General features: G+C 62.1%; 28 protein-coding genes. 27 read left to right on the top strand and 1 reads right to left on the bottom strand.

All coding sequences use genetic code 11. The features are described 5' to 3' along the window. Positions 1-40: 40 nt before the first annotated feature. The 22 genes from VA599_RS13435 (at position 41) to VA599_RS13330 (ending at position 15928) form a co-directional block, all read left to right on the top strand. Positions 41-1693: a terminase large subunit gene (locus VA599_RS13435; protein ID WP_346789211.1), complete on the top strand. Its 1653-nt coding sequence runs from the start codon at positions 41-43 to the stop codon at positions 1691-1693. Next, a complete protein-coding gene (locus VA599_RS13430; protein WP_346788997.1) occupies positions 1690-1854 on the top strand; it encodes a hypothetical protein in 165 nt (54 codons plus the stop codon). Before VA599_RS13435 ends, VA599_RS13430 begins: the two co-directional genes overlap by 4 nt. Next, a complete protein-coding gene (locus tag VA599_RS13425) occupies positions 1854-3104 on the top strand; it encodes a phage portal protein (protein WP_346788996.1) in 1251 nt (416 codons plus the stop codon). Before VA599_RS13430 ends, VA599_RS13425 begins: the two co-directional genes overlap by 1 nt. Positions 3105-3273: 169 nt before the next feature. Beyond that, positions 3274-4221 carry a hypothetical protein gene (locus VA599_RS13420; RefSeq protein WP_346788994.1) on the top strand — a complete coding sequence of 316 codons (948 nt, stop codon included), beginning with the start codon at positions 3274-3276 and terminating at the stop codon, positions 4219-4221. Positions 4222-4343: 122 nt separating this feature from the next. Continuing rightward, positions 4344-4466, top strand: coding sequence for a hypothetical protein (locus tag VA599_RS13415; protein WP_346788993.1), 123 nt, complete (start codon positions 4344-4346; stop codon positions 4464-4466). After that, positions 4463-5296 carry a DNA cytosine methyltransferase gene (locus tag VA599_RS13410; protein ID WP_429838733.1) on the top strand — a complete coding sequence of 278 codons (834 nt, stop codon included), beginning with the start codon at positions 4463-4465 and terminating at the stop codon, positions 5294-5296. The genes VA599_RS13415 and VA599_RS13410 overlap by 4 nt, the downstream gene beginning before the upstream one ends. 57 nt (positions 5297-5353) lie before the next feature. Next, a complete protein-coding gene (locus VA599_RS13405; RefSeq protein WP_346788990.1) occupies positions 5354-5506 on the top strand; it encodes a hypothetical protein in 153 nt (50 codons plus the stop codon). Then, positions 5503-6459: a S49 family peptidase gene (locus VA599_RS13400; protein WP_346788989.1), complete on the top strand. Its 957-nt coding sequence runs from the start codon at positions 5503-5505 to the stop codon at positions 6457-6459. The genes VA599_RS13405 and VA599_RS13400 overlap by 4 nt, the downstream gene beginning before the upstream one ends. Before the next feature lie 86 nt (positions 6460-6545). After that, positions 6546-7865: a phage major capsid protein gene (locus VA599_RS13395; protein WP_221668845.1), complete on the top strand. Its 1320-nt coding sequence runs from the start codon at positions 6546-6548 to the stop codon at positions 7863-7865. A gap of 52 nt (positions 7866-7917) precedes the next feature. After that, a complete protein-coding gene (locus VA599_RS13390; protein ID WP_221668844.1) occupies positions 7918-8121 on the top strand; it encodes a hypothetical protein in 204 nt (67 codons plus the stop codon). Then, on the top strand, positions 8121-8702 hold the full coding sequence (locus VA599_RS13385) for a head-tail connector protein (protein ID WP_221668843.1): 582 nt from the start codon (positions 8121-8123) through the stop codon (positions 8700-8702). The genes VA599_RS13390 and VA599_RS13385 overlap by 1 nt, the downstream gene beginning before the upstream one ends. Continuing rightward, positions 8699-9019, top strand: a complete 321-nt coding sequence (locus VA599_RS13380; RefSeq protein WP_221668842.1) for a head-tail adaptor protein — start codon at positions 8699-8701, stop codon at positions 9017-9019. Before VA599_RS13385 ends, VA599_RS13380 begins: the two co-directional genes overlap by 4 nt. Then, positions 9006-9479, top strand: a complete 474-nt coding sequence (locus VA599_RS13375; protein ID WP_221668841.1) for an HK97-gp10 family putative phage morphogenesis protein — start codon at positions 9006-9008, stop codon at positions 9477-9479. Before VA599_RS13380 ends, VA599_RS13375 begins: the two co-directional genes overlap by 14 nt. Then, a complete protein-coding gene (gene gp17, locus VA599_RS13370) occupies positions 9476-9856 on the top strand; it encodes a tail completion protein gp17 (RefSeq protein WP_346788986.1) in 381 nt (126 codons plus the stop codon). The genes VA599_RS13375 and gp17 overlap by 4 nt, the downstream gene beginning before the upstream one ends. Beyond that, positions 9853-10260 (top strand): hypothetical protein, encoded by a 408-nt coding sequence (locus VA599_RS13365; protein WP_346788985.1) that lies wholly within the window; start codon positions 9853-9855, stop codon positions 10258-10260. Before gp17 ends, VA599_RS13365 begins: the two co-directional genes overlap by 4 nt. 82 nt (positions 10261-10342) lie before the next feature. After that, complete coding sequence (locus VA599_RS13360; RefSeq protein WP_346788983.1) at positions 10343-11269, top strand: phage tail tube protein; 927 nt, start codon at positions 10343-10345, stop codon at positions 11267-11269. Between the two features lie 75 nt (positions 11270-11344). Then, the gene (locus VA599_RS13355) at positions 11345-11488 is read left to right on the top strand and encodes a hypothetical protein (RefSeq protein ID WP_346788982.1); all 144 of its coding nucleotides are present in this window, start codon (positions 11345-11347) and stop codon (positions 11486-11488) included. Positions 11489-11497: 9 nt separating this feature from the next. Further along, positions 11498-11878, top strand: coding sequence for a hypothetical protein (locus tag VA599_RS13350; RefSeq protein WP_346788981.1), 381 nt, complete (start codon positions 11498-11500; stop codon positions 11876-11878). Positions 11879-11886: 8 nt separating this feature from the next. Beyond that, positions 11887-12225, top strand: coding sequence for a DUF1799 domain-containing protein (locus VA599_RS13345; RefSeq protein ID WP_346788980.1), 339 nt, complete (start codon positions 11887-11889; stop codon positions 12223-12225). Continuing rightward, positions 12226-14892 carry a tape measure protein gene (locus VA599_RS13340; protein WP_346788978.1) on the top strand — a complete coding sequence of 889 codons (2667 nt, stop codon included), beginning with the start codon at positions 12226-12228 and terminating at the stop codon, positions 14890-14892. Beyond that, a complete protein-coding gene (locus VA599_RS13335; protein WP_346788977.1) occupies positions 14861-15235 on the top strand; it encodes a phage tail protein in 375 nt (124 codons plus the stop codon). The genes VA599_RS13340 and VA599_RS13335 overlap by 32 nt, the downstream gene beginning before the upstream one ends. Continuing rightward, on the top strand, positions 15236-15928 hold the full coding sequence (locus VA599_RS13330; RefSeq protein WP_346788975.1) for a phage minor tail protein L: 693 nt from the start codon (positions 15236-15238) through the stop codon (positions 15926-15928). A 6-nt stretch (positions 15929-15934) separates the two neighbouring features. On the opposite strand, the gene VA599_RS13325 is transcribed toward VA599_RS13330, so the two are convergent. Beyond that, positions 15935-16414 carry a surface-adhesin E family protein gene (locus VA599_RS13325; RefSeq protein ID WP_346788973.1) on the bottom strand — a complete coding sequence of 160 codons (480 nt, stop codon included), beginning with the start codon at positions 16412-16414 and terminating at the stop codon, positions 15935-15937. 141 nt (positions 16415-16555) lie between these two features. On the opposite strand from VA599_RS13325, the gene VA599_RS13320 reads away from it, so the two are divergent. From VA599_RS13320 to VA599_RS13300, 5 genes are read left to right on the top strand one after another with little or no spacing between them, the layout of a single operon-like run. Next, the gene (locus VA599_RS13320; RefSeq protein WP_346788971.1) at positions 16556-17263 is read left to right on the top strand and encodes a C40 family peptidase; all 708 of its coding nucleotides are present in this window, start codon (positions 16556-16558) and stop codon (positions 17261-17263) included. Continuing rightward, positions 17260-17823, top strand: a complete 564-nt coding sequence (locus tag VA599_RS13315; protein ID WP_346788970.1) for a tail assembly protein — start codon at positions 17260-17262, stop codon at positions 17821-17823. The genes VA599_RS13320 and VA599_RS13315 overlap by 4 nt, the downstream gene beginning before the upstream one ends. Positions 17824-17837: 14 nt before the next feature. Further along, a complete protein-coding gene (gene gpJ / locus VA599_RS13310; RefSeq protein WP_346788968.1) occupies positions 17838-21683 on the top strand; it encodes a TipJ family phage tail tip protein in 3846 nt (1281 codons plus the stop codon). Next, entirely contained in the window at positions 21680-21982 is a 303-nt protein-coding gene (locus VA599_RS13305) for a hypothetical protein (RefSeq protein WP_346788967.1), read from the top strand. Before gpJ ends, VA599_RS13305 begins: the two co-directional genes overlap by 4 nt. Continuing rightward, complete coding sequence (locus tag VA599_RS13300) at positions 21979-22719, top strand: hypothetical protein (RefSeq protein ID WP_346788965.1); 741 nt, start codon at positions 21979-21981, stop codon at positions 22717-22719. Before VA599_RS13305 ends, VA599_RS13300 begins: the two co-directional genes overlap by 4 nt.

Here is a 22719-nt window from a genome sequence, read left to right as displayed (position 1 = left end):
CTGTTACGTTTTGCAGCCGTGGGATCGCTACGGCTTGGACGTGCTGGAAGGGCGCATCAAGGTCGGCCGCTATGTCCGGCTGGCAGTAGAGCGGCATTTCCGCGATCTGCAGCAGCAGGAAGCGCGCGGACTGGTCTGGCGGCCGGAAATGGCCGCCCATGCGTTGGCCTTTTTTCCGCGCTATTGCCGCCATTTCGAAGGCGAGTGGTCGGGCCAGCCGGTGGAGCTAGCGCCATGGCAGGCGTTTTGGATCGCGGTCGAGTTCGGTTGGTACAACCGGAACGGCCGGCGCCGCTTTCGCACCTTTTATGAAGAGGTCGCGCGCAAAAACGGCAAGTCCACCAAGCTCGCGGGCCTGGGCCTGTACCTGTTCGCCGCCGACAAGGAAGCCGGCGCGCAGGTTTACACGGCGGCGACGAAGTTAGAGCAAGCCAAAATCACGCACGCGGCGGCGGAAATGATGGTCGCCAAGTCGCCCGCCCTGCGCCAACTGGTACAGAACCACAAGAACAAGCTGTGGATACCCGGTACGGCAAACAAGTTCGTGCCGCTGGGTGCGGACGCCAAAACGTTGGACGGCTTGAACGTCCACGGCGCGATTATCGATGAGCTGCACGCGCATCCCTCGCGCGACCTATGGGACGTGATCGATACCGGTCGCGGCGCGCGGCGCCGCAGCGTGATGCACGCGATTACTACGGCCGGTTTCAACCAAGAGGGCAGCATCTGCCTGGAGCAGCGCAATTACCTGATCAGGATTCTGGAAAATCAGGGCAAAGACCCGGCGTTGGACGATGACAGTTTCGGTGGTGTGATCTACACGCTGGACCCGGAAGACGATTGGTTTGACGAGTCGGTATGGTGCAAGGCCAATCCGAATCTTGGCGTGTCGGTGTTCCTGGAAGAGTTGCGCACGCAGGCGCAAAAGGCGCGCTTGGTGCCGACCGCGCTATTCAATTTCTTGACCAAGCGGCTGAACATCTGGACGCAAGCGGTAGATAGCTGGATTGCCCTGGACGAGTGGGACAAGGGTGCTGCCGCGGTCGATCCTGAAGCGCTGCGGCATCGGCGCTGCTATGGCGGTCTGGACTTGGCCAGCAAGACAGACATTGCCGCCTGGGTGCTGCTGTTCCCGCCCGAGAAGCCGGGCGAGCCCTGGCAGGTTCTGCCGCGCTTTTTTGTGCCAGCGGACAACATGCTGGCGCGCGACCAGAAGGACCGAGTGGCCTATTCAACCTGGGCGCGGCAAGACCATATCACGGCCACGGCGGGTACGCGGATTGATCAGGAAGTGATTCGCGTCCAGATCCTGGCCGATGCCCGGCAGTTCGATCTGCAGGCCATCGGCTTTGACGAATGGAATGCCGGCAAGCTGGCCAGCGAACTGACGGAAGACGGGCTGCAGCTGGTGGCGCTAAGCCAGAATTTCCAGAACCTTTCTGAGCCGACCAAAGAGCTTGAAGCCTTGATCAAGTCACAGTCGCTGGCCCATGGCGGGCATCCGGTATTGCGCTGGATGGCCGGCAATGTGGTGGTGCTGCGCGACTCCAACGACAACTATCGCCCCAACAAGGGCAAGTCGCGGGAGAAGATCGACGGCATTGTGGCGTTGATCATGGCGTTGAATCGGGCGATGTATCACCCCATGGCGGAATCGTTTGTTTCCGCCTACGAAGACGAGGTGTGTTTGTGAGTAAGCTGGACTATTTGACGCTGCTGGTCGGCCTGGCCGGCGCGGCGGCAGTGACGGTCGGTATGTCGCTGTTGCACGCGGCGGCCGGTTGGATGGTGGGGGGCGGCTTTGCGCTGGCCTGGTCGTGGATGACGGCGCGCAGCGCGGGAAGGGCGCGCTGATGTTCATGTCGCAGCAGTTTGGCCAGTCTGCGGCATCGCCCGAACCGGGCTGGCTGTCCAGCCTGCTGGGCGGCGGCGCCCGGAGCGCGGCCGGGGTGGCGGTATCGCCGGACAAGGCGCTTTCGATTACCACGTATCAGGCATGCATTACCACGCTGGCCGAGTCGCTGGCGCAGCTGCCGTGCGAACTGTATCGCCGCAACGGCGACCAGCGCGAGCGGGTGACGGATCATCCCGTTGCCCAGCTGCTGCGCCAGCCCAACGGCTGGCAAACGCCGTTCGAGTATGCCGAAGGCGCGCAGATCGCCGCCGCGCATGATGGCAACGCCTTTTCTTACATCGAGCGTGACGAGGCCGGGCGGCCGGTGGCGCTGTTGCCGATGGACGCCGGCAAGGTGTCGGTGCTGCGTGGCGCGGACTTGATGCCGTATTACCGCTTTGACGGACAAGAGCCGATGCCGGCGCACATGGTGCACCATGTCCGATGGTTTTCGCGCAATGGCTATACCGGCGTCAGCCCGGTGCAGCTGCATTGCGATAGCCTGGGCCTGGCGCTGGCGACGCATGGCCACGCCAGTGCCGTGTTTGCCAACGGCACGCACCTGGCCGGCGTGCTGGAACGTCCGGCGGTGATCGGCGGCCAGGATGTGAAGCCGCTGAGTCCGGAACGGGTGCTGCAGATCAAAGCGGCGTGGAAGAGGGAGTATGCCGGCCGGGACAACGCGATGAAAGTCGCGTTGCTGCAGGAAGGCATCACATTCAAACCGCTTTCGATGACGAATGCGGATGCCCAACTGATCGACGCGCGAAAGTTGTCCGCTCTGGAAGTGGCGCAGATTTTCAAAATGCCGCCGCACAAGGTTGGTCTCTTGGACCGGGCGACAAACAATAACATCGAGCATCAAGGCATTGAGTATGTGATCTATTGCTTGATGCCCTGGATCAAGCGGCACGAACAGGCCCGGATGCGTGACTTGCTGTTGCCGTCCGAGCGTGGCGAGCTGTACATCGAATTCAACGTGTCCGGCCTGTTGCGCGGCGATACGCAAAGCCGCTATGCCGCGTATGCGATTGGGCGGCAATGGGGCTGGTTGTCTGCCAACGATATCCGGCGTTTGGAAAACCTGCCGCCGATTCCGGGCGGCGATGTTTATATGCAGCCGCTCAATATGGTGGACACGCGCGGGGCATCGATGCAGGGCAAGTCAGATGCCAAAGCCCTAGCGGAAATCGAACACATTCTAACGTAGTTGGCTGAGCAATCTGCTCCTATTCTCAGGATGCTTACCCAAGTATCATGGTCTCACCGAAGGCATTCATAGGTGCGTTTCTTACGGACTGGCGAGTTTCGTATGGCTAGTGCGTTGGCAATAGTCCTTCGTTAGTTACTCTCTAGAAAACACGAGTTAGGATAAGGCAATGGAAAAGCACGAACCGGTGTACAACATATACGTATTTATTGAAGCCAACGAATTGCGGGAGATGGGAATCAAGGAGTATTACCGGCAAGGCAGTGATGACAAGAAATTAGCATTTTTAAGTCAGCGCGCCATGTTGGATTTTTCGTCTGTGCAGCGTGTTCCTGTGGGAGTGCCTATCCCCTACGATGAGTACTTTGCAAGGCAAAGATTAGGGAATGATATTATTGTATATGAACCGCTCTTCGCCAAAGTAAAAGCTGGGTCGTCGCCGTTATACTGCGTTACACCTGTCATCGATGGTGTTCCAACTGTCGATATAAGCGTGCCGATAGGACCACTTGATATGTCTAAACTGCCTGATGATATTACGGGCGGTGGGAAGATGGATGACTACCTGATCAAATATTTGAATCAGGAGTCTGGCACATATGATATGCCCGCTTTAATCAATGATGACTACTTCAAAGCAATACGGCTATTATTTCGTAATCAGCATTACATCTCATGTTTAAAGTTGTTGATGTCGTTTCTGGATACCATTGCGTATGTAGAGTTTGGTGATCGTGAGCGGGGTGAGCCTTCGGTTTTCACTGACTGGGTGCGAACATTCGCCTCCTCAGACTTGGCCGGCGCTACACCTGAAGAGTTATGGGAGTTTCGTAACAGCTTATTGCATATGTCGAACTTGGATTCACGAAAGGTTTCAGCGGGGAAGGTCGTTCGATTAATGCCCTATGTTGGTAGTCAAGAGCATCCGCCCAGCAAGGACCCAATGTTGAAATACATAAGCGTCAACAAGTTGATCGATGATGTTGCGGAGGCAATCCAAGAGTGGATTGTTTCATACAACGAATTTCCAGATAAATGGCTTACATTTATCCAGCGCTATGATCGTGTGGTATCCGATGATCGCAACGCGTTCGTTGTCATGACTCCTACCAAGTAGGGGGTAATTCTGGCTGGAAAAGTTACGCACAGAATAAACTGTCCCTGGAATTAATAGATATCTACCCGTTTTGTAACCAGCCCGCCGCAAGGCGGGTTTTTTTATGCGGGAAGGTAAGGCATATGCAGCCAATTGACTCGGAACTGGCGCGGGAAACCGGCGAGCAAATCATCGAGGCGGTAAAGGAGGGCCGCCGCGACGTGATGGATTGGGATGACCCGGTAAGCGCCTGGGGAGCCGAATGAATGAGCTGGCTCTTTTCAGCGGGGCTGGTGGCGGAATACTCGGTGGCCACCTGTTGGGATGGCGCACCGTCTGCGCCGTTGAGCGTGATGCCTACGCCGCACAAGTTTTGGCGCAACGACAAACCGATGGATGCCTCGCGCCTTTCCCAATTTGGTCTGACGTGTGCAGTTTTGACGGAAGACCATGGGCGGGACTTGTTGACGTGGTATCGGGCGGCTTCCCTTGCCAGGACATCAGCGCCGCAGGACGGGGTGCCGGCATCGAGGGCGAGCGGTCGGGACTATGGGCCGAAATGGCAAGAATTATCGGTGAAGTACAGCCCCGATTCGTCTTGCTGGAAAACTCACCATTGCTTGTGGGCCGAGGACTTGCCCTGGTCGTCGGTGATCTTGCCCAGATGGGGTTCGATGCGGAATGGGCTTGCCTATCAGCATCCGATCTTGGAGCGCCCCATAAGCGGGATCGAATCTGGCTCGCCGCCGTGGCAAACCGTGGTCGCGGACGATGCGATAGAGCGGAAGGCCGGCAAGTGGAACAGCCGGGGAGAGCCGAGGCTGAGCGCGCAAGTGAAGCTGTGGCCGACGCCGACCGCCTGCGCCAGCAAGGGAACGTCGCCCGGCTCGCTGATCCGGAAGACCGGCGCCAGCCGGGAGCGCGACCGGCTGGACCATGCGGTGATGGCTTCGGACCATGGCCAGCTGAACCCGGAATGGGTCGAGTGGTTGATGGGCTGGCCCATCGGGTGGACCGGATTAAAGCCCTTGGGAATGGACAAGTTTCGAGAGTGGCAGCGGCAGCATGGACCTGCCTGGGACCGAACGCCGCCTAGCCCCGCCTGCGAAAAGAGCCTTGCAGCCCGCAAGAATCAGAAAGAGGAAGACAACACATGAACGTTTCCAACTACACGCCGTCGGCGGCCGTGATCGGTGGCCAGGGCGGCAGTCTGCTGGCGGCCGTGCTGGTCGGCGCATTGTCGCGCCACCCGGTGGCGGCCTCGCTGCCACAACTGGCCACGCTGCCGACAAAGGCTGGCCAGTGAGGGGGCAATTCCTGCTGTCGCAGTTGTTCAATCAGCCGCACATGGTATTGCCGGACGTGCTGCATGAGGCCGTGGCCTGGGCGGGAGAGCGGGCCGGCGTCGAGTTGCGCCAGCTGGGCGTCCACGTCGCCGCCGCGCTGCAGCCTGCAGCCTGGCGCGATGACGGCGGCCGGGCGGCGATGGTCAGCCAGGCCGAACAGCGGATGCAGTCGGCGCAGCAAACGGGCCTGCTGGTGATTCCGGTGCAAGGGCTGTTGGTGGCGCGCGAAGCGAACGTCAATCTGTGCGCGACCCAAACCAGCTATGAAGGCATCCGCAGCCAGATACAAGCGGGCCTGAACGATCCGCGCATCAGCGCCATGGTGCTGGAGCTGGACAGCCCCGGCGGCGCGGTGGTCGGCTGTTTCGAGCTGGTGGCGGACATCGAGGCGGCCAAGGCAGTCAAGCCGATTCACGCCCTGGTGCATTTCAACGCGTTTTCCGCCGCCTACGCCATCGCCTGCGCCTGCAGCGATATCACGCTGTCCGAATCGTCCGGGGTCGGCTCCATCGGCGTGATCATGAAACACGCCGATTTCAGCCAGCAGCTGGCGAGTGCCGGCGTAGCTGTCACCACGTTTTACCGGGGCGCGCGCAAGAACGACATGTCCAGCGATGCGCCGCTGTCGGATGACGCCCGCGCGGCGGTCGAAAAACGCATGGATGCCTATTACGACAAGTTCGCCGGGGTGGTGGCGAACAATCGCGGCCTTTCCGTCGCGGCGGTCAAGGCGACCGATGCCGGGCTGTTCTTCGGCACGGAGGCCGTGCTTGTCGGCCTGGCTGACCGGGTGGAAAGCCAGCAGCTGGCAATCAACCGGATGGCCGCCGAGGTGGCCGCGAGCCGAACGCCGCCGCTTGCGCCTTCCCGGCGCGCGACCGCCGCCGCCATGGCGATGGCCGCCCAGCTGTAAGCCAACACAAACCCAACATACCGCGCCTTCGGGCGCGTTTTTCATTTCAGCCGCTTCCAGCGGCTTTTTTTACGTCTGGAGTCTGGATGTCCGTAGTGCTTGAGTTGAAAAAACGCCGTGCCGATCTGTCTGCCGCTGTGAACCAACTGGCCGCCCTGGAGGCGACCGGCGCCGCGTTGAGCGCCGAACAGGTGGCCAGCATCGATGCGATGCAAAAAGAGTTTGACGACATCGGGGCCAAGATCGCCCGCGCCGAAGCCGCCGAGCGCATGACGGCCGCCACCGCGCAGCCGGTGGACAACCCGCAAGGCCCGCGCGCGGGCGCTGCGCCGATCCATGCGACGCCGGCCGCGCCGACCGTGAAGGGTGGCGGCATGGCGCGCATGGCGGCCGCGCTGATCGAGGCGCAGGGCAATTACCGCGAGGCCGCCAACATCGCGGATGAACGCGGCTATGGGCAAGAGGTGGCGGCGGCGCTCAATACCGGCTCGCCTTCAGCTGGCGGCGTGCTGGTGCCGACCAATATGGCGCGCGAAGTGATCGAACTGCTGCGCCCGAAAACCGTGGTGCGCAAGCTGGGCGCGCGCTCGCTGCCGCTGAACAACGGCAATTTGACGATTCCGCGCCTGCGAGGCGGTGCGACGGTCGGCTATATCGGCTCTGACAGCGACGCGCCCGTAACCGGCGTGAAGTTCGATGACCTGAAGCTGTCGAGCAAAAAGATGTCGGCACTGGTCCCGATCAGCAATGACCTGTTGAGCAATGCCGGCATCAGCCCGAACGTCGATCAACTGATTGTCGATGACCTGACATCGTCGGTTGGCGCGCGCGAAGACAAGGCGTTTCTGCGCGATGACGGCAGCGGCAACCTGCCCAAGGGCCTGCGTCATTGGGCGCTGGCCAATAGCGTGTTTACCGCGCCGGACCTGAACGCCATCGACGCGGCCGCGCTGCAGGTGCTGGAAAACTTCCTGAACAAGCTGATTCTGTCGCTGGAAGGCGCGGACGCCAATATGGTGTCGCCGGGCTGGGTGATGTCCCCGAGGACGTTCCGTTTCCTGGAGGGCCTGAAGGACATGAAGGGCAGCAAGGTCTATCCGGAGTTGGCCAATCGAACGCTGAAGGGCTACCCGGTCGGCGTGACGACGCAAATCCCGAACAACCTGGGCAAGGATGGTGACGAGTCGGAGCTGTATTTCGCCGACTTCGGCGATTGCTTCATCGGTGAAGACCAGTCCCTGGTAATCGATTTTTCCAAGGAAGCCACTTACAAGGATACCGACGGCCAGATGGTTAGCGCCTTCCAGCGCGACCAGACGCTTATCCGCGTCATTGCCAAACACGATTTTGGCCCGCGTCACCAAGAGTCGATTGCGGTCGGCGTCGGCATCAAGTGGGGCAAGTAAGCATGGTTCAAGGCTCGCTACGGCGGGCCTTTTTGCATTTGAAGGGTACAGCATGATTGCAGTGAGGTTTACCGCGCCATACGGCATTTATACGCCGGGCGATGTGGCTGGATTTGAGGGGCAGGCCCGCGTCGATGAACTGATTGCGCGTGGCGTGGCCGCTTTGGAGGCCGAGGACGATGAGGGCGAGCCGACGCCAGTCGAAACCAAGCCGGCGGCCAAGAGCAAGGCCAAGGCGCAGCCAGGCGGCGAGTAATGGCCGCCGAGGTGATCCGGCGCAATCCGGCGGCGGTGCTGACGCTGGACGAAGTGCGGGAGCAGTGCCGGATTGATGCCGATTTGACCGACGACGACACGCTGCTGCAGATGATCGAGCGCGCTGCCGTGGCCAGCGCCGAGGCCCGGATCGGCGGGCCGTTGCTGCTGGCCGAGTGCCGCGAGACGTTGGACGCCTGGCCGGGCCTGCCCTGGTTGTATCTGGACATCGCGGGCGGGCGCGAGGTGGTCGCCATCGAGGCGCTGCAGCAAGGGCAGCGCCAGCCGCTGCCGCTGGATGCCTTCCATATCGAGCGCGGTGAGCGGCGTTTGTGCATCAAACCTCTGAAAGGCTGGCCGGTGGTGGACCCGGTGCCGGGGGCGATTGCCATCGTTTACCGCGCCGGCTTTGCCGAGGCCGGGCCGGACGTGCCGGAGGATGTGCGGCAGTGGCTGCGCTTCCGTGTGGCCACGTTGTACGCCTTCCGCGAGGAAGTCAGCGCCGGCAGCGTGGTGGCATTGCCTGACAGCCTGGTGGACAGCCTGATTGCCCATTACCGGCCGACGGAAAGCCCGCTATGAACGCCAGCATGCTGAACAACCGCATTCGGCTTAGCCAGCCCATCAAGTCGCGTCAGCCGTCCGGCGCGGTGCGGGAAGGCTGGGGCGAGCCGAAGCCGGTACACGCCAAAGTGGACTACCTGGGCGCGCGGACCTATACGGCCGCGCTCGCCGAGCAAACCGGCTGCAGCGTGCGCGCCACCATCCGGCGCCGCCCGGTGGCGCAAGGCTGGCGGGCCTGGGTGGATGGTCTGCCGCTGAAGGTCAAAACCATCGAGCCGCACAAAGACCGAGGCTATTTGGTGCTGATGCTGAGGACGGACGATGGCAACGGTTGAGGTTCACGGTCTGGATCTGGTTATGCGCCATCTGGACGCGGTGCCGCGCAAGCTGCAGCGCAAGATTTTACGGCGCGGCTTGCGCAAGGGGGCCGCCCTGGTGCGCGACGAGGCCCGCCGCCGGGTGCGACGTCGATCCGGACGATTGGCCAAGTCCATCACGGTCGCCAGTTCGCGCGGCAGCGGCCAGCGCGGCGCGGTCGCCTACAAAGTCGGCTTGCGGTCGCGCGCCTGGTACGGCCGCTATCTGGAATACGGCCACATCAAACGAGGGAGGGGGCAAAAGATCGCAGGCGGGGAACGAAGACGCGCCGCGACGCGGGAAGTCCTGAAAGGGGCGGGGCAATTTGTCCCGCCCTATCCATTTATGCGGCCCGCCGCCGACAAGTTGCCGCGCGCCCTGGACGCGGTGGCGGACGAAGTGCGCGGCGCGCTGCTCAGCGGGGAGTTGTCGAGTTGATAGGGGCGGTGCTGGTGGAACTGCTGGCCGCGCCAGAAGTGGCCGCCCTGGTCGGGGATCGGGTGTTTCCGGTGCATCTGCCGGACGAGCCGGTTTTGCCGGCGGTCGCGTATCAGGTGATAGACGAGAAGCGGCAGCAGAACGCGCGCCGGCCATCGGGCCGGGTGCGCAGCCTGGTACAGCTGTCCATCGTCGCGCCGGACTATGACGCCGCCTATGCGGTGGCCTGGGTGATCCGGCGTCGCCTGGAGCGCTGGCGCGGCCGGGCGGGTGGGGTGCTGGTTTACGACACATTGGAAGAGTCGTCGCAAGACGTCGGGGACGGCGCGCCGCATATGGTGGCGATGACCTGGCGCATTCACTGGAAAGAGCAATGAGCAAGATTGAAGCCCTGATGCGGGCAATGGAAGAGGCATTGAGGGGCGCGACGCCGGCAGCGGATCGCGTCAGCCGCGATGTTGAGAAGGGTTACAGCTTTGGAGAATTTCCGGCCATCGTGCTGCATCAGCTGCGCGACGTGCCACTGTCCGGTAGCCCGGTCGGTTACGAGTACCGGCAATTGTCGGTGGAGTTGGAAATTCAGGCGGATGGCGATGAGCCGCACGCGGCTTGCGATGGGGTGCTGACGGCGGCGCATCTGGTTTTGCATGAATCGCTGTCCAGCCTGCAAGACCTGCAGCAAGGGATGATCGATTGGGACTATGACGAGGAAAACCCGGCCCTGGGCGTCTGCCGCGTGCAGTACCTGTTGACGTACCGGCGTAGGGAAGGGGAGATGTGAATTTCCAATGAATACTAATTGGAAATTGAAAATGTTCTGGCTCGCTTCGGCGGGTTTTTTTGCGTTTTGGGGGATCTGATTTATGCCGCTGAACAGTAAGCGGGTGGCCATTGTTGCCAAAGTGGAAAGCCAAGAGGGCATCGATGCGGTGCCGACAGGTGACGCAAACGCGATCCTGGTCGCCAACCCGAAAATCACGCCATTCGAGAGCGACAAGGCGGAACGCAATGTGGTCCGCCCCTACTTCGGCAATGCCGAATCCGTTGTGACCGGGGTGCGGATGAAAGCGGAATTCGAGGTCGAGCTGGCCGGATCGGGGACACGCGGCACGGCGCCGGCCTGGGGCGTGCTGTTGAAGGGTTGCGGTTTTGCCGAGGCTATCGACAAGGAGGCAGTCAGCTATACCCCGGTTTCCACCGGCCATGAGTCGCTGACGATTTATTACAACCTGGATGGCGTACAGCACAAGCTGACGGGCGCGCGCGGCAATGTCTCGTTCGACCTGCAGAATAAGGCACTGCCAAAGATGAAATTCGTGTTTACCGGCGTCCATGGCGGCATTGTCGATGAGGCGGCGCCGGCTCTGAAGCTGACGCCATTTCAGACGCCGATGCCGTTCGATGCCGCCAATGTCGCCAGCCTGCAAGTCTTCGGCTTCAGCCCGGCCGTGCAAAGCCTGTCGATTGATATCGCCAACGAGGTCAAGCACCGGAGCTTGCCCGGCGGCGCGGAACGCGTGCTGATTACCGGCCGCAAGCCAACGGCTTCGCTTCAAATCGAATCTACCCGCATTGCTGAACGCGATTGGTTCGGCCTGGCGCGGCGCGTGATGAATAGCCCGCTGTCGTTGGTTCACGGCAAGGCGCGCGGCAACATCATTCAGATAGACGCAACCGTCAGCATCGGCAATGCCGACTACGGCGATAGCGACAACATCAGCATGACCACGTTGCAACTGTCGCTGCTGCCAACCAATGGCGACGACGAATTCAAGCTGACGGTGCGCTAACCGTCCAAATCCACCCCTTATCCCACCAGCTAGGGGCTGCAATAGTGACTGGGCTTTTCAAACAAAGGACCAGTCATGTCGAGAAATTTTCAATTCAAGTTCTCCATCCGGGGTTGTGTCATCGAGCTTTCGTTTCCTGTCGATATCGGCGCGGCACTCGCTTTTGCGTTGCGTGTCAGGGCGGTTGTGGCGGCGGTGCTGATTTTCTGGCCCTGGTGAAAGGTATGCATGTTCATCATCAAAAACGACGGCCTGGCGCGAGTACCGGCCGAAATCCATGCGCGCGCCGAGTCCGGCGCCGAACGCGTCATCACCATCCAGCTGACGGGCCGGCTGTTGTCGCAACCGGCCTGGGACGAACTGTTCCAGCGCCATGCCGCTGCAGATGAGGCGGCCGACTTGTCGGCCATCTATCGCCAGAACGCGCGGCTGTACGCTGAAACGTTCACGGCTTGGGATGGCGTGCAGGGGCCGGATGGCCAGCCGGTCCCGCTGTCGTTGGCGGCGCTGGAGGCTGCGCTGTTGTCCGTCGATGGGCCGGCAGTGAATGCCGCGCTGCAGCGCGCTGTTCATGAGCTGCGGTTTGGCGGCGCCGTCCGAAAAAACTGATTGAGGCGGTGCGCTGGCAGTTTGGGGAGCGCGCCGCCACGCGGTCGGAAAACCGCCGCGCGCTGCTGGATGCCGGTGTGCCGGCGGATCAGGTGGATGCGTTGCTGCCGGCCGAGCAGGCGCCGGAGGTGTTCGAGTTGCTGGCCGAAGGTTTGCCGGCGTGGCGGGTCTGGAACGCGATGCAAACGCAATGGCGGGTCGGCCCGGCCGGTGCCTACGGGCTGGACTATGCCGCGCTGCCGGTGGTCGAGGCTCGCTGTGGGGCGGCGCTGGATAGCGGGCTGTTTGACGCCTTGCAGGGGATGGAGCGGGAGGCGCTACGCCTGATGTCGGGGAAAGGGGAGTAAATGGCGGCGCAAAACGTTGGTTCGCTGGTAATCAATCTGGAAGCGCGTGTCGGCCAACTGCAAAGCGATATGGCTGCGGGTAAGAAGGCGGTGGAGGACGCCGCCGCCAACATCGAGCGCGACAGCAAGCGGGCAGGCAAGGCACTCGAAAGCATGGCGTCCAGCGCGGCGATGCTTTCGCAAGGTGGGCTGTTTGCTGCTGCAGCGCTTTCGCTGCAGGCGATGAAAGACAGCGTTCTTTCCGTTGTACAGGCACTGAATGGTGCGCAGATCGCCAGCGAGCGGCTGCAGAAATCGTTGTTCTACGCCAACGGCGGCGACTTGCGCGCGATTGCGTCGGATATCGCCTGGTTGCGTCAGCTGTCGGCCCAGCTGGGGGCGGAATTTGGCCAGGCGTCCGCGTCTTATGCGCAGTTTGCCGGCGCGGTAAGAGGCACGCCGTTAGCGCCATATGCGCGCCAGGTGTTCGACTCGCTGGCCACGGCCGCCAGCGCTTTCGGTTTGTCGGCGGAAACGGCGCAGGGGGCGATGCTGGCCCTGGTGCAGATGTCCGGCAAGGGTGTGGTATCGGCGGAGGAGTTCCGGGGCCAGCTGGCCGAGCATTTGCCGGTGGCAACGCAGGCGGCGGCGCGCGCGCTTGGCGTCACAACGGGCGAATTCAGCAAGATGCTGGAAAGCGGCCAGTTGCTGGCCGCTGACTTCCTGCCCAAGTTTGCCGCCGAACTGAAGCGCATGAGCGCGGACGCGGCAGCCTTTGGCGGGGAGGCGCAAAAGGCCAGCGCCAATTTCGTCAATGCCTGGGAGGCGATGAAAACCGAGGTCGCGCAATCGGGCGTCGCGTCCTTCATTTCTGGCCAGCTGGCCATTTTGACGGACGCTTTCGACGATGTTGCAGAGTCGATGCGCCAGGCCCGGAAAGAGGGGGCAGGGTTTTGGGGGCAGGCAATGGCTGCCGGCGGCGCGGCTATGCGCTTCCTGAATCCGGTCAACGCGCTGCACTACGACGCATCGAGCGACAACGCCCGGATGGCGCAGCTGAAGGGCCGCATCAAGGACGGCGAAGCCAATCTGTATGAATGGTCGTTTTCGCAGACGCTGGAACAAAAGCGGGCGGGCCTGGTGGCGATGCGGTCGGAGCTGGCCGAGCTGGAGAACCGGGCGAAGGTGGTATCGAAGGATGCCGGCGCGGCGCAAAAAGCCAGGGAAGCGGCGGAGGCGGCGCGCAAGGACGCCGAGGCCCGCGCGAAGAAATACGCCGAAGACGATAGCCGGTTGAGCGACCGGGAGCAATACGACAAGCGCGTCAAGAAAGAGGAGGAAGCGTTTAAGTCGATCGTGGCCGAGCTGCAGAAAGGTAGCAAGGCGTATCTGCAGGCAGAGAGCGCGCACCAGACGGCTGTCAGCAAGTTGCGCGACGACTTCGACAAGAAACAGGCCGCTGAGCGCAAACGGGCTGGCGTTCAGGGCCGGCGCGAGGATGCCGCCATCGATGCGATGCAACGCGAAATCATGGGCGTTGAAAAGCTGTCTGCCGTCGAGAAGGCGCGCTTTGAAATCGCGGAAGGCAAGTATGCGGGCTGGAGTACCGCCAGTCAGGCCCGGCTGTTGGCGCTGGCGGCCGAGCTGGACGCGACCCGCCAGCTACGCGCCGAAAACAAGCGCTTCCTAGACGAGCTGCACCGCGATGTCGAGCGCTACGAGGCCCAGCAGCGCGACACGGCGCAGCGCCTGCGCGGCGGCGAGTACGACAACGCCGCCGAGCGCCTGCAGCGCGAACATGGCCAACGCAAAGTCGATATCGAATACAACGGCAATCTTTCGCAGGAGGAGAAAGACCAATTCGGCAGGGCCGAGGACAAGCGGCACGAACGGGCGACCGAGGCGCTTCGCAGCAGCGAGCGCCAGGGGATCGGCCTGCAGTCCGAAGACCAGCAGCTGCGCGACCAGTATGACCGTCGCTATCAGTTGATCATGGAAGCGACCACGCTGACAGAGACCGAGCGCGCAGACTACATCCGCCGCAATCAGGAACAGCTGAACGCGGATTTGCTGAACCTTGAGCGCAACCGCGCATCCGCGATGCTGTCGAGTTCGAGCCAGCTTTTCGATGGCCTGGCCGGTCTGGCGGCGAACTTCAAAGGCAAGAATTCCGCGCTCTATCGAACGATGTTCGCCATGAGCAAAGCTTTTGCCATCGCTGACTCCATTATCAAAATCCAACAAGCCATCGCCACCGCTGCCGCTTCGGCGCCGTGGCCCGCGAACATGGGCGCGATGGCGTCGGTTGTGTCGTCTACGGCTGGCCTGGTGTCCACGATCAGCAGCACGAACTTGTCGGGGATGGCGCACGACGGTATCGACACTATCCCACGTGAAGGGACGTGGTTGCTGGATCGCGGCGAGCGGGTTGTTGACCGAAGGACAAACAGTGACCTGAAAGACTTTTTGTCGCGGGTCAATGGGGCGGTGGCCACGCCTGCAGCGCCGGCCCAGCCGGTGCGGGTGGTCGTCAACAACCTGGCTCCGGGCGCGACGGCGCGTACAGAGGAGCGGCAGGGGGCGGATGGCGGCCGGGAAATTCTGGTTCTGGTCGAGCGAGTGGTAGAAAACAAGCTTGCAGAATCGATGCGGCCGGATGGTGGCATCTACAACTTTGTCAGGGGGTGATGTGGCGGAGGTTTTTAGCTGGACGCCGTTGTTTGGTGGTGCGTCGTCAATACGGGCGCGAGTGAAGGAAGCCCGGTTTGGCGATGGCTATGGCCAGCGGGTGCCGGACGGTATCAACAGCATGCCGCGCGTGCGCAAGCTGTCATTTGCAGCTGGCCAGGCCGAAGCGGATGCCATTGAGGCGTTCTTAATACGTCATGCCGGCGCACGCTGGTTCTGGTTCACCTATCCCGGCGCCGTGCGCTGCAAGATGCGCTGCGCCGAATGGGACCGTTCCTATCTGTCGGCGGGGGAAGAGGTGATCAGCGCCAGCTTTGAACAAGTATTCGATCCGGGGGAATAAATGGGTGTGATACACGCGGAAAAACAGCGCCTGGTGCCTGACGCGATTGTGCAGCTGTTCGAGCTTCGGCCGCCGCCTGGCGTGTCGGTGCCGGCGATGCGGTTTACCGCCAGCGGCAACGGCCAGGCGGTGACATTCCAAGGGCTGGCTTATGAGCCATGGGCAATAGATGCGCGTGGTTTCGAGAGCAGCCAGAAGGGCGCACCGCGCCCGAAGCTGTCAATCGGCAATGTCGCGACGCTGCCGGATGGTCGAGAGGTGCGGGGGATTTTCACGGCCCTGGTGATGCAGCATCAGGGCCTTGTCGGCTGGCAGTTGGTGCGGCGGGTGACGCATGCCAAGTTTTGCGCGGGGGGCGAACTAGCCGACTTCCCGGAAATGTACCCGGAGGAAATCTGGCTGATTAATCGCCGCGAAGCAGATAACGGCGACGCCATCACGTTCGAATTGCGCAGCCGGCTAGACCTGGCGGGCAAGCGTGCGCCGGGGGTGCTGGTGACACGCTATTGCCCGGCGCATGTTGTCTATCGGGGGGCGCATTGCGGCTATCAGGGCGTGGCGATGTTCGACGCGCGGGAACAGCCGGTGACTGACCCGCGATTAGATAAATGCGGCAAACGGTTGGCCAGCTGCCGTATCCGGGGCAACCTGGCCAATTATGGCGGGTGCCCTGGAATGAGGCGTTATAACTAAATGTGACTATTTTTTTGCGTTCATTTGTTCTTGCTGTTTTGTTAGCTTGGCCTGCCCTCTGAGGTATTCAGGCACTTTTGTTACGCGGGTTACTAAGTCATTGCGGGTGTTCGGTTTACAAACATAATTCCACAAAACATCGTTTTCGCTGTCTGGGATGATGTCTTGAAAGGATTTGTCCGATACGGCGGCTTCATGGGGAACTTGATCAGCGTCGTAGTAGATGGTTTTGACGTAAGAGACCGTTTTGGCTCCACAATTGATATTGCGTAGAGTCATATTGTAGGCATAGCCGGCACTTGGGCGACCATAGTCAACGAGTGGAGAGAAAATGGTCCAAACTTTGGTCGCGCCATTTGCTTCTGCAATACTATCTGCATCAATCAATAGTGATCCATTGTTGATCGTTCCATTGTGGGAGTCCCAGCTGGCGGCAAACGCGCTGCCTGAAAAGAGCATTAAAGCAGCAATTAGAGTTTTTTTCATTCGTACTTCTCCATCGGAAAATAAGGTTAAGTAGAGCAATCTGGATGCCCTGCCGGACAAGATAATGGCATTTGCCAGATGTGCAATAGAGGATTGTCAAATTTAGAAGCCGCGAAAGCGGCTTTTTTCATGGGTAAAGCGATGACTGCAACGACTGCAACATCCGAACAAATCGCCGCCATGCTGGACTACGCGGCGCAGGCGGGTGAGCGCGAAGCCTGCGGCCTGGTGCTGGATTCCGGCCGTGTCTATCCCTGCCGCAACCTGGCAGATGATCCAGAGCACTTTTTCCGCATTGATCCCGCCGGGCGAGCGGCGGCCGAGCAGTTGGGCCGCGTCGTCGGCATCTGGCACAGCCACCCGAACGGCACGGCCGAGCCGTCGCTGGTGGATCGGGCGATGTGCGAGCGTTCCGGCCTGCCGTGGCATGTCGTCAGCCATCCGGGCGGCGATTACCGCCATATCGCGCCGAGCGGCTGGCGGGCCGACTACCTGGGGCGGCCCTACTGCTATGGCGTGTTCGACTGCTGGGAGTTGGTGCGGGACTGGTACGCGCGAGAGCGCGGCGTGTCCTTGCCGCGCCCGAACGAGCCTGACGGCTGGTGGGAGCGCGGTCTAGATCTGTTCAGCACGGCGGCCGAGGCCGCCGGTTTTATTTGGGTCGATGACGAAGCGCAGGCGGGCGACGTGCTGTTGATGCAGATACGAGGCCAGCGGCCGAACCACGTTGCAGTCTGGTTGGGCGATGGCCGCATTCTCCACCATCTGCGCGACCGGCAATCGGAAACACACATCTATGGCGGCTGGTGGCAACGGGTGACGGTGCGCCGGGCGAGGTATCGCGCATGAACGAGATTCGAACGATTCGCCTTGGGGGTGAACTAGGCGAGCAATACGGCCGCGAGCATCGGCTTGCTGTGGCGTCAGTGGCCGAGGTGGTGCCTGCGCTGAATGCGTTGCATCCGGGCTTCAACAATGCTTTGCGGGCGATGGATGCGGACGGCTTGGCGTTTCGGGTGACGGTCGCGGATAGGGACATCGCGGAACAAGAACTGACGCTGGTTTCGTGCGGCGACGTGCTGTTGATGCCTGAAGTGTTCGGGGCCGGCGGCGGCCGCCAGATTTTGGGAAGCGTGTTGATCGCGGTGGGCGCGGCGACGTGGGCATTCGGCGGAACGCAGCTGATGGCCTTGGGCATCGGTCTGATGGTTAGCGGCGCGGTGATGATGTTGACGCCGGTTCCGCGCCTGGATCAGTCGCAGAGCGAGCAGCAGCAGGGCAAGCCGTCCTACCTGTTCAACGGCGCGGCGAACAGCAGCGCGCAGGGCGTGCCGGCGCCCTGGGGCTGGGGGCGGCATCGGGCCGGCGGCATCATCATTTCGGCGGGTATTAGCGTAGAGGACATGTAAGGGATATGGAGGTGATGGAAATCATCGGCGCTGGCGGCGGCAAGCCAGATGCGCCGCGCCGGCCTGTCGAGGCGGTTGACTCGCTGCAATCACTGGCCACGGCCAGGGTGTTGATGCTGGTGGGGATCGGACAAATGGACGGACTGGTCAATGGCGACCAGTCCGTTTTCTTTAGCGGGGTGCCGCTGGCAAATTCGGACGGTTCGCGCAACGCCGAGCGGGTGCGGGTGGAACATCGGGTCGGCACGGCGGCGCAAACGCCGATGGCCGGGTTCGATGAGATCGAAACGGAATACGCGGTCGGGGTCGAGGTTAAGTCCGGCGACAAAGCGGGCATCGCGCGCAATATCGACAACCTGGATGCCGCCGCGATTCGCATCACGGTATCGGTGCGGGGGCTGATGTCGATCAACGATGAAGGCGACACCAACCCGTCGCGGGTAGATCTAGCCGTTGACGTTTGCCAGCCGGGCGGGGCTTGGCAACAGGTGCGCAATATCGGCATCGAGGGCAAGGCGCGCGGCAACTACCAGCGCAGCGTCCGCGTCGATCTGCCGGGGCGCGGGCCGTGGCAAGTGCGGGTGCGCCGGCTGACGCCGGACAGCACGACGCAAAAGCTGATCAACGCGACGGCCTGGGACAGCTATACCGTGTTGCAGCCGCTGCAACTGAGCTACCCCGGTTATGCGCTACTCGGTGTGACATTCGACGCCAAACAGTTTTCGTCGCTGCCCGAAATCACCAGCGAATGGAATCTGTCGGTGCTGCAAGTGCCGAGCAACTACGATCCGGCTGCCGGGACGTATAGCGGCGCGTGGGATGGCACGTTTAAGCCAGCCTTCAGCAGTAATCCGGCCTGGTGCTTGTACACCTTCGCCACCGACGAGCGGTTCAATATCAACTTGCCGCCGGACGGCGCGTGGAAGTGGGACTTGTACCGCATCGGGCAATGGTGCGACCAGCTTGTCAGCGACGGCGCGGGCGGCATGCGCCGCCGCTTCGAAATGAACGGCTACCACGGCGACGGCGCGGACGCCTGGAAAGCGCTGCAAGACATGGCGTCGGTGTTCTGCGGCAAAGTCATTCCGTCCGCTGGCGGCATTCGGGTTGTCGCCGACATCCCCGGCGATGTGCCGGGCAAGCACTTCGCGCCGGCCAATGTGCTGGATGGCCGCTTCAGCTATACCAGCACCGAGCAATCGGACAGGTACACGGTGGCCAGCGTGTCGTTTGTCGATCCGGCGGACGGCTGGAAGCGGTCGATTGAGTACGTCGAGGAGGCCGAGGGCCTGGCGCGCTACGGCTACCAGCCGGCCGAAGTGGTCGCGGTTGGCTGTACCAGCCGCGCGCAGGCCCAGCAGTTGGGGCGCTACATCCTCGAAACGGCGCAGACGGAAACGGATCTGGTCAATTTCGGGGCTGGTCTGTATGCCGCCGATCTGCTGCCGGGCGAGTTGTTCACGGTGTTTGACCCAACGGTCGCCGGGCGGCGCATGGGCGGCCGGTTGCTGGCGGTGAAGGGCAAGACGGTGACGCTGGACGCGACGGTCGTGCTGGATGCCGGCATCGCCTATAGCCTGGAATGCCCGATGCCGGACGGCCAGCTGGTGCAACGCGGCGTCGTGGTCAAGCCGGGCGAGACGGATCGCCTGCAGCTGGTCACGCCGTTCCCGGCGCAGCCGGTGGAGGGCACAACCTGGGCGCTGATTGGGACCAATCTGCAGCCGACTATCTGGCGTTGCGTGTCCAAGCGCGAGCGCGAACCGGGCGTCTACGAAATCGGCGCGCTTCAGCACAACCCGCACAAGTGGGAGGCGATTGAACAGGGGCTGTACATCGAGCAGCCGCCGACATCGAGCCTGCCGGACCCGTCACAGATTCCGGCTGTCGGCGCGGTGGCGCTGCGCGAGGTGTCCTATTTGACCGGCGACGGCCGCCGCGCGGTGCGCCTGGAAGTCGATTGGCCGGCGGTCAATCATCCCTACCTGCGCGGCTATGTCGTCGGCTACCGCGAGGAGGGCGGCAACTGGCGCGAGCTGCCGGAGCAGTCGGCCAATCATGCCGAACTGGAGGATTTGCAGCCGGGCGTCTGGCAAGTTCGCGTGTCCAGCGTATCGGCGACCGGCTTGCGCAGCATCCCGGCGCTGGGCAAGGTCAACGCCCGCGGCCATACCACGCCGCCGCCGATGCCGGCGCTGTCGGCGGTGGGCGGGCCGATGCAAATCAGTTTGACCTGGCGCTATCCGGCCGGGGTGCCTGAGCTTGTCCGCGCCGAGCTGTTCTACAGCGCCGATGCCAACGACGGCAATCCGACGCCGCTATGCGACCGGGCGTATCCGGCGAACAGCTTCACGCATCAAGGCGTCGGCCTGGGCGTGCATTACTACTATTGGCTGCAAGTGACTGACAGCTGGGGCAATGTGTCGCCGCGCGCCCGCGCCGATGCCGCGACCATCCGCGACCCGTCGCTGTTGTTGCAGCAGTTGCAGGGGGGCATTAGTGGCAGCGAGCTGGCCGACGAGTTGCGCAAGCCGATGGAAAAAGTGGTCAACATCACGGCGGAAGTGGATAGCGCCGCCAAGCTGGCAGAGTCGGCCGTCGAAACCGCGTTGCAAAGCGTATTGACCAGCGACCAGCTGGGCGATACGCAAGTTCGGCATCGCGCCTTGGCCAAGCAAGAACTGAAGACCACGAACGAGGCCATGCGCCAGGAAGCGACGGCGCGGCTGGAGCTGTCGGCCAAACTGGATGGCACACGGGCTGACTTGGTGCAGGAACAGACGGCGCGGGCGGAGGCGGACAAAGCCATGGCCAGCGACGTCAAGACGTTGGCCAGCCGCACGCAATCCGACTTTGCGGCCGTGCGCCAGGAACTCAAAACCGCAACAGGCCCGGACGGCTCGCTGGCGCAGCGGCTGGACCAGCTGACGGCCAAGCATGAGGACGGGCAGCGGACGACGCAAGCCGGCTTGCTGCAAGAGCAAGCCGCGCGGGCCAAGGCAGACGACTCGCTGGCGGCCGACATCAAGACGCTATCCAGCAAGACGGATTCGGGGCTGGCGACGGTGCGCCAAGAGTTGCAGACGGCGACGGGTACAAGCGGGGCGCTGGCCAAGAGGCTGGATCAGCTGACAGCCAAGCATGAGGACGGGCAGCGGACGACGCAAGCCGGCTTGCTGCAAGAGCAAACCGCGCGGGCTGAAGCGGACAAAGCGATGGCCAGCGACATCAAGACGCTATCCAGCAAAACGGATTCGGGGCTGGCGACGGTGCGCCAGGAGCTGCAAGCGGCGACCGGCTCCAGCGGATCGCTGGCGCAGCGTCTGGACCAGATGTCTACCCGCGTCGGCGACGCCGAGGCGACTATCACGCAACAGGCAAAATCGGTTGATGGCCTGATGGGGAAATGGTCGGTGCAGATTACCCGCACGGCGAACGGCAAGACCTTCGCCAGCGGCCTGGCGCTGAACAACGGAACGAACGGCAGCGAATTCGCCGTGTTGGCCGACAAGTTCTATGTGGCGCAGCCGGACGGCGAGGGCGTGCGCCAGGTGTTCACGGTGGGCAGCATTGGCGGCCGGTCGGCGGTCGGTGTTTCAGGGGATCTGATCCTAGACGGCACGATGTCGGCCAACAAGATTTCGGCCGGCGAGGTGCGGGCCGAGGTGGCGCTCTACGCCGCGTCGATTCGTGGCGGCAGCATGAATATGGGCGGCGGCCGGTTCAGCGTGGACAACGGCGGCAATGTGTCGATCCGCAGCGGCGACGGCGGCGCGCGCACGGAAATCAGTAATCGAGTCATTCGCGTGTTCGACGAAAACGGCGTCGAGCGCGTCAAGATAGGAGACCTGGCGGCATGAGCAGTCATGGATTGATGGTGAAGGACGGTAGCGGCCGGGCGATGCTGCATACCGATTCAATGGCGAGCAGCCTGGTGGACGTGATCTACCTGGGCGGCGGCAACGGCGAACGGGCGTATCCAGAATTGGCCGGGTTTGCCCTGGGTGTGACGCAGATTTACGGGCCGACGATTGGCGGCGGCCGACGACGCATGCACGGCGTCGGGATCGATTACGGCCGTGGGCATCCGTTGGTTCGTTGGTGGCAGCAGACAGGCGACGTCGCGCCGACCACGCTTTATGTGATGTCCGTTCGATGAGTCAGCATGGTTTTATGGTCCGCAATGGCAATGGCGGCATCGTTGTCAGCGACCGGACGTATTCGTTGGTATTTGCCGGCGTTGCGCAGTTCAACGCGGTGACGGGATCGCCGAACGGCATTGTGCCAAGGTGGTACGACTTCATGAAGGCGCTGTATACGCTGCGTTACTACGTCAGTTGCCCGTATGAACCGTTGCCGTTCATTCGCCGCTCTGGCGGCTGGGCCGGCATTGTCGGTGTGCAGGGAGCCGGGCCGGGTCGTTGGGAAATCACGCTTGCGGTCTACCCGAATCACCAGCCGCAAGTCTTGGTGTTCTGCCGGACGCCGAACGCGGTCGCCGGGCGTTGGGGCATGGTATTGCGGCGCGAGGATGGCGCAATCTGCTATGACAGCAATCAGCGCAATCTAGTGTTGATGGATGCGGTTGTGCATACGCCGTCGAATATCCACATTATCAAGCAACAGCCAGGGGGAAATCCCGGACGTCGAGCAGAGGGAACATTCACGCCGGTTCGCTGGAATAGCCCGAATGCTGCCTATTGTTATTCGATCAATGGCAAGTACGTCAGCGATTACGGCCATTACTCTTATTACGATCTGCTAAATGGGATGCTGGAGGATGGCGGGTTTCGAACCGACTTTTGTTATTTGGCTAGAGGCGGGCAGGATGGTGGCGACGCGATGGACTGCATTTCGCAAACCATCATGATTACCGATGCCAGTTTGTACGTGTAA

Source organism: Chromobacterium indicum (assembly GCF_039708975.1).
Lineage (GTDB): Bacteria > Pseudomonadota > Gammaproteobacteria > Burkholderiales > Chromobacteriaceae > Chromobacterium > Chromobacterium piscinae.
The sequence above is the reverse complement of the archived record's forward strand: the minus strand, read 5'-3'. Positions and strand labels throughout refer to the sequence as shown.

Coding starts and splice junctions, on each gene's coding strand:
- VA599_RS13305 (WP_346788967.1), top strand. CDS start 21,680: ATGAGCAGTCATGGATTGATGGTGAAGGACGGTAGCGGCCGGGCGATG.
- VA599_RS13315 (WP_346788970.1), top strand. CDS start 17,260: ATGAACGAGATTCGAACGATTCGCCTTGGGGGTGAACTAGGCGAGCAA.
- VA599_RS13360 (WP_346788983.1), top strand. CDS start 10,343: ATGCCGCTGAACAGTAAGCGGGTGGCCATTGTTGCCAAAGTGGAAAGC.
- VA599_RS13375 (WP_221668841.1), top strand. CDS start 9,006: ATGGCAACGGTTGAGGTTCACGGTCTGGATCTGGTTATGCGCCATCTG.
- VA599_RS13335 (WP_346788977.1), top strand. CDS start 14,861: ATGGTGGCATCTACAACTTTGTCAGGGGGTGATGTGGCGGAGGTTTTT.
- VA599_RS13420 (WP_346788994.1), top strand. CDS start 3,274: ATGGAAAAGCACGAACCGGTGTACAACATATACGTATTTATTGAAGCC.
- VA599_RS13415 (WP_346788993.1), top strand. CDS start 4,344: ATGCAGCCAATTGACTCGGAACTGGCGCGGGAAACCGGCGAGCAAATC.
- VA599_RS13395 (WP_221668845.1), top strand. CDS start 6,546: ATGTCCGTAGTGCTTGAGTTGAAAAAACGCCGTGCCGATCTGTCTGCC.
- VA599_RS13355 (WP_346788982.1), top strand. CDS start 11,345: ATGTCGAGAAATTTTCAATTCAAGTTCTCCATCCGGGGTTGTGTCATC.
- VA599_RS13425 (WP_346788996.1), top strand. CDS start 1,854: ATGTTCATGTCGCAGCAGTTTGGCCAGTCTGCGGCATCGCCCGAACCG.
- VA599_RS13380 (WP_221668842.1), top strand. CDS start 8,699: ATGAACGCCAGCATGCTGAACAACCGCATTCGGCTTAGCCAGCCCATC.
- VA599_RS13300 (WP_346788965.1), top strand. CDS start 21,979: ATGAGTCAGCATGGTTTTATGGTCCGCAATGGCAATGGCGGCATCGTT.
- VA599_RS13390 (WP_221668844.1), top strand. CDS start 7,918: ATGATTGCAGTGAGGTTTACCGCGCCATACGGCATTTATACGCCGGGC.
- VA599_RS13320 (WP_346788971.1), top strand. CDS start 16,556: ATGACTGCAACGACTGCAACATCCGAACAAATCGCCGCCATGCTGGAC.
- VA599_RS13340 (WP_346788978.1), top strand. CDS start 12,226: ATGGCGGCGCAAAACGTTGGTTCGCTGGTAATCAATCTGGAAGCGCGT.
- gpJ (WP_346788968.1), top strand. CDS start 17,838: ATGGAAATCATCGGCGCTGGCGGCGGCAAGCCAGATGCGCCGCGCCGG.
- VA599_RS13405 (WP_346788990.1), top strand. CDS start 5,354: ATGAACGTTTCCAACTACACGCCGTCGGCGGCCGTGATCGGTGGCCAG.
- VA599_RS13410 (WP_429838733.1), top strand. CDS start 4,463: ATGAATGAGCTGGCTCTTTTCAGCGGGGCTGGTGGCGGAATACTCGGT.
- VA599_RS13325 (WP_346788973.1), bottom strand. CDS start 16,414: ATGAAAAAAACTCTAATTGCTGCTTTAATGCTCTTTTCAGGCAGCGCG.
- VA599_RS13350 (WP_346788981.1), top strand. CDS start 11,498: ATGTTCATCATCAAAAACGACGGCCTGGCGCGAGTACCGGCCGAAATC.
- VA599_RS13385 (WP_221668843.1), top strand. CDS start 8,121: ATGGCCGCCGAGGTGATCCGGCGCAATCCGGCGGCGGTGCTGACGCTG.
- VA599_RS13330 (WP_346788975.1), top strand. CDS start 15,236: ATGGGTGTGATACACGCGGAAAAACAGCGCCTGGTGCCTGACGCGATT.
- VA599_RS13365 (WP_346788985.1), top strand. CDS start 9,853: ATGAGCAAGATTGAAGCCCTGATGCGGGCAATGGAAGAGGCATTGAGG.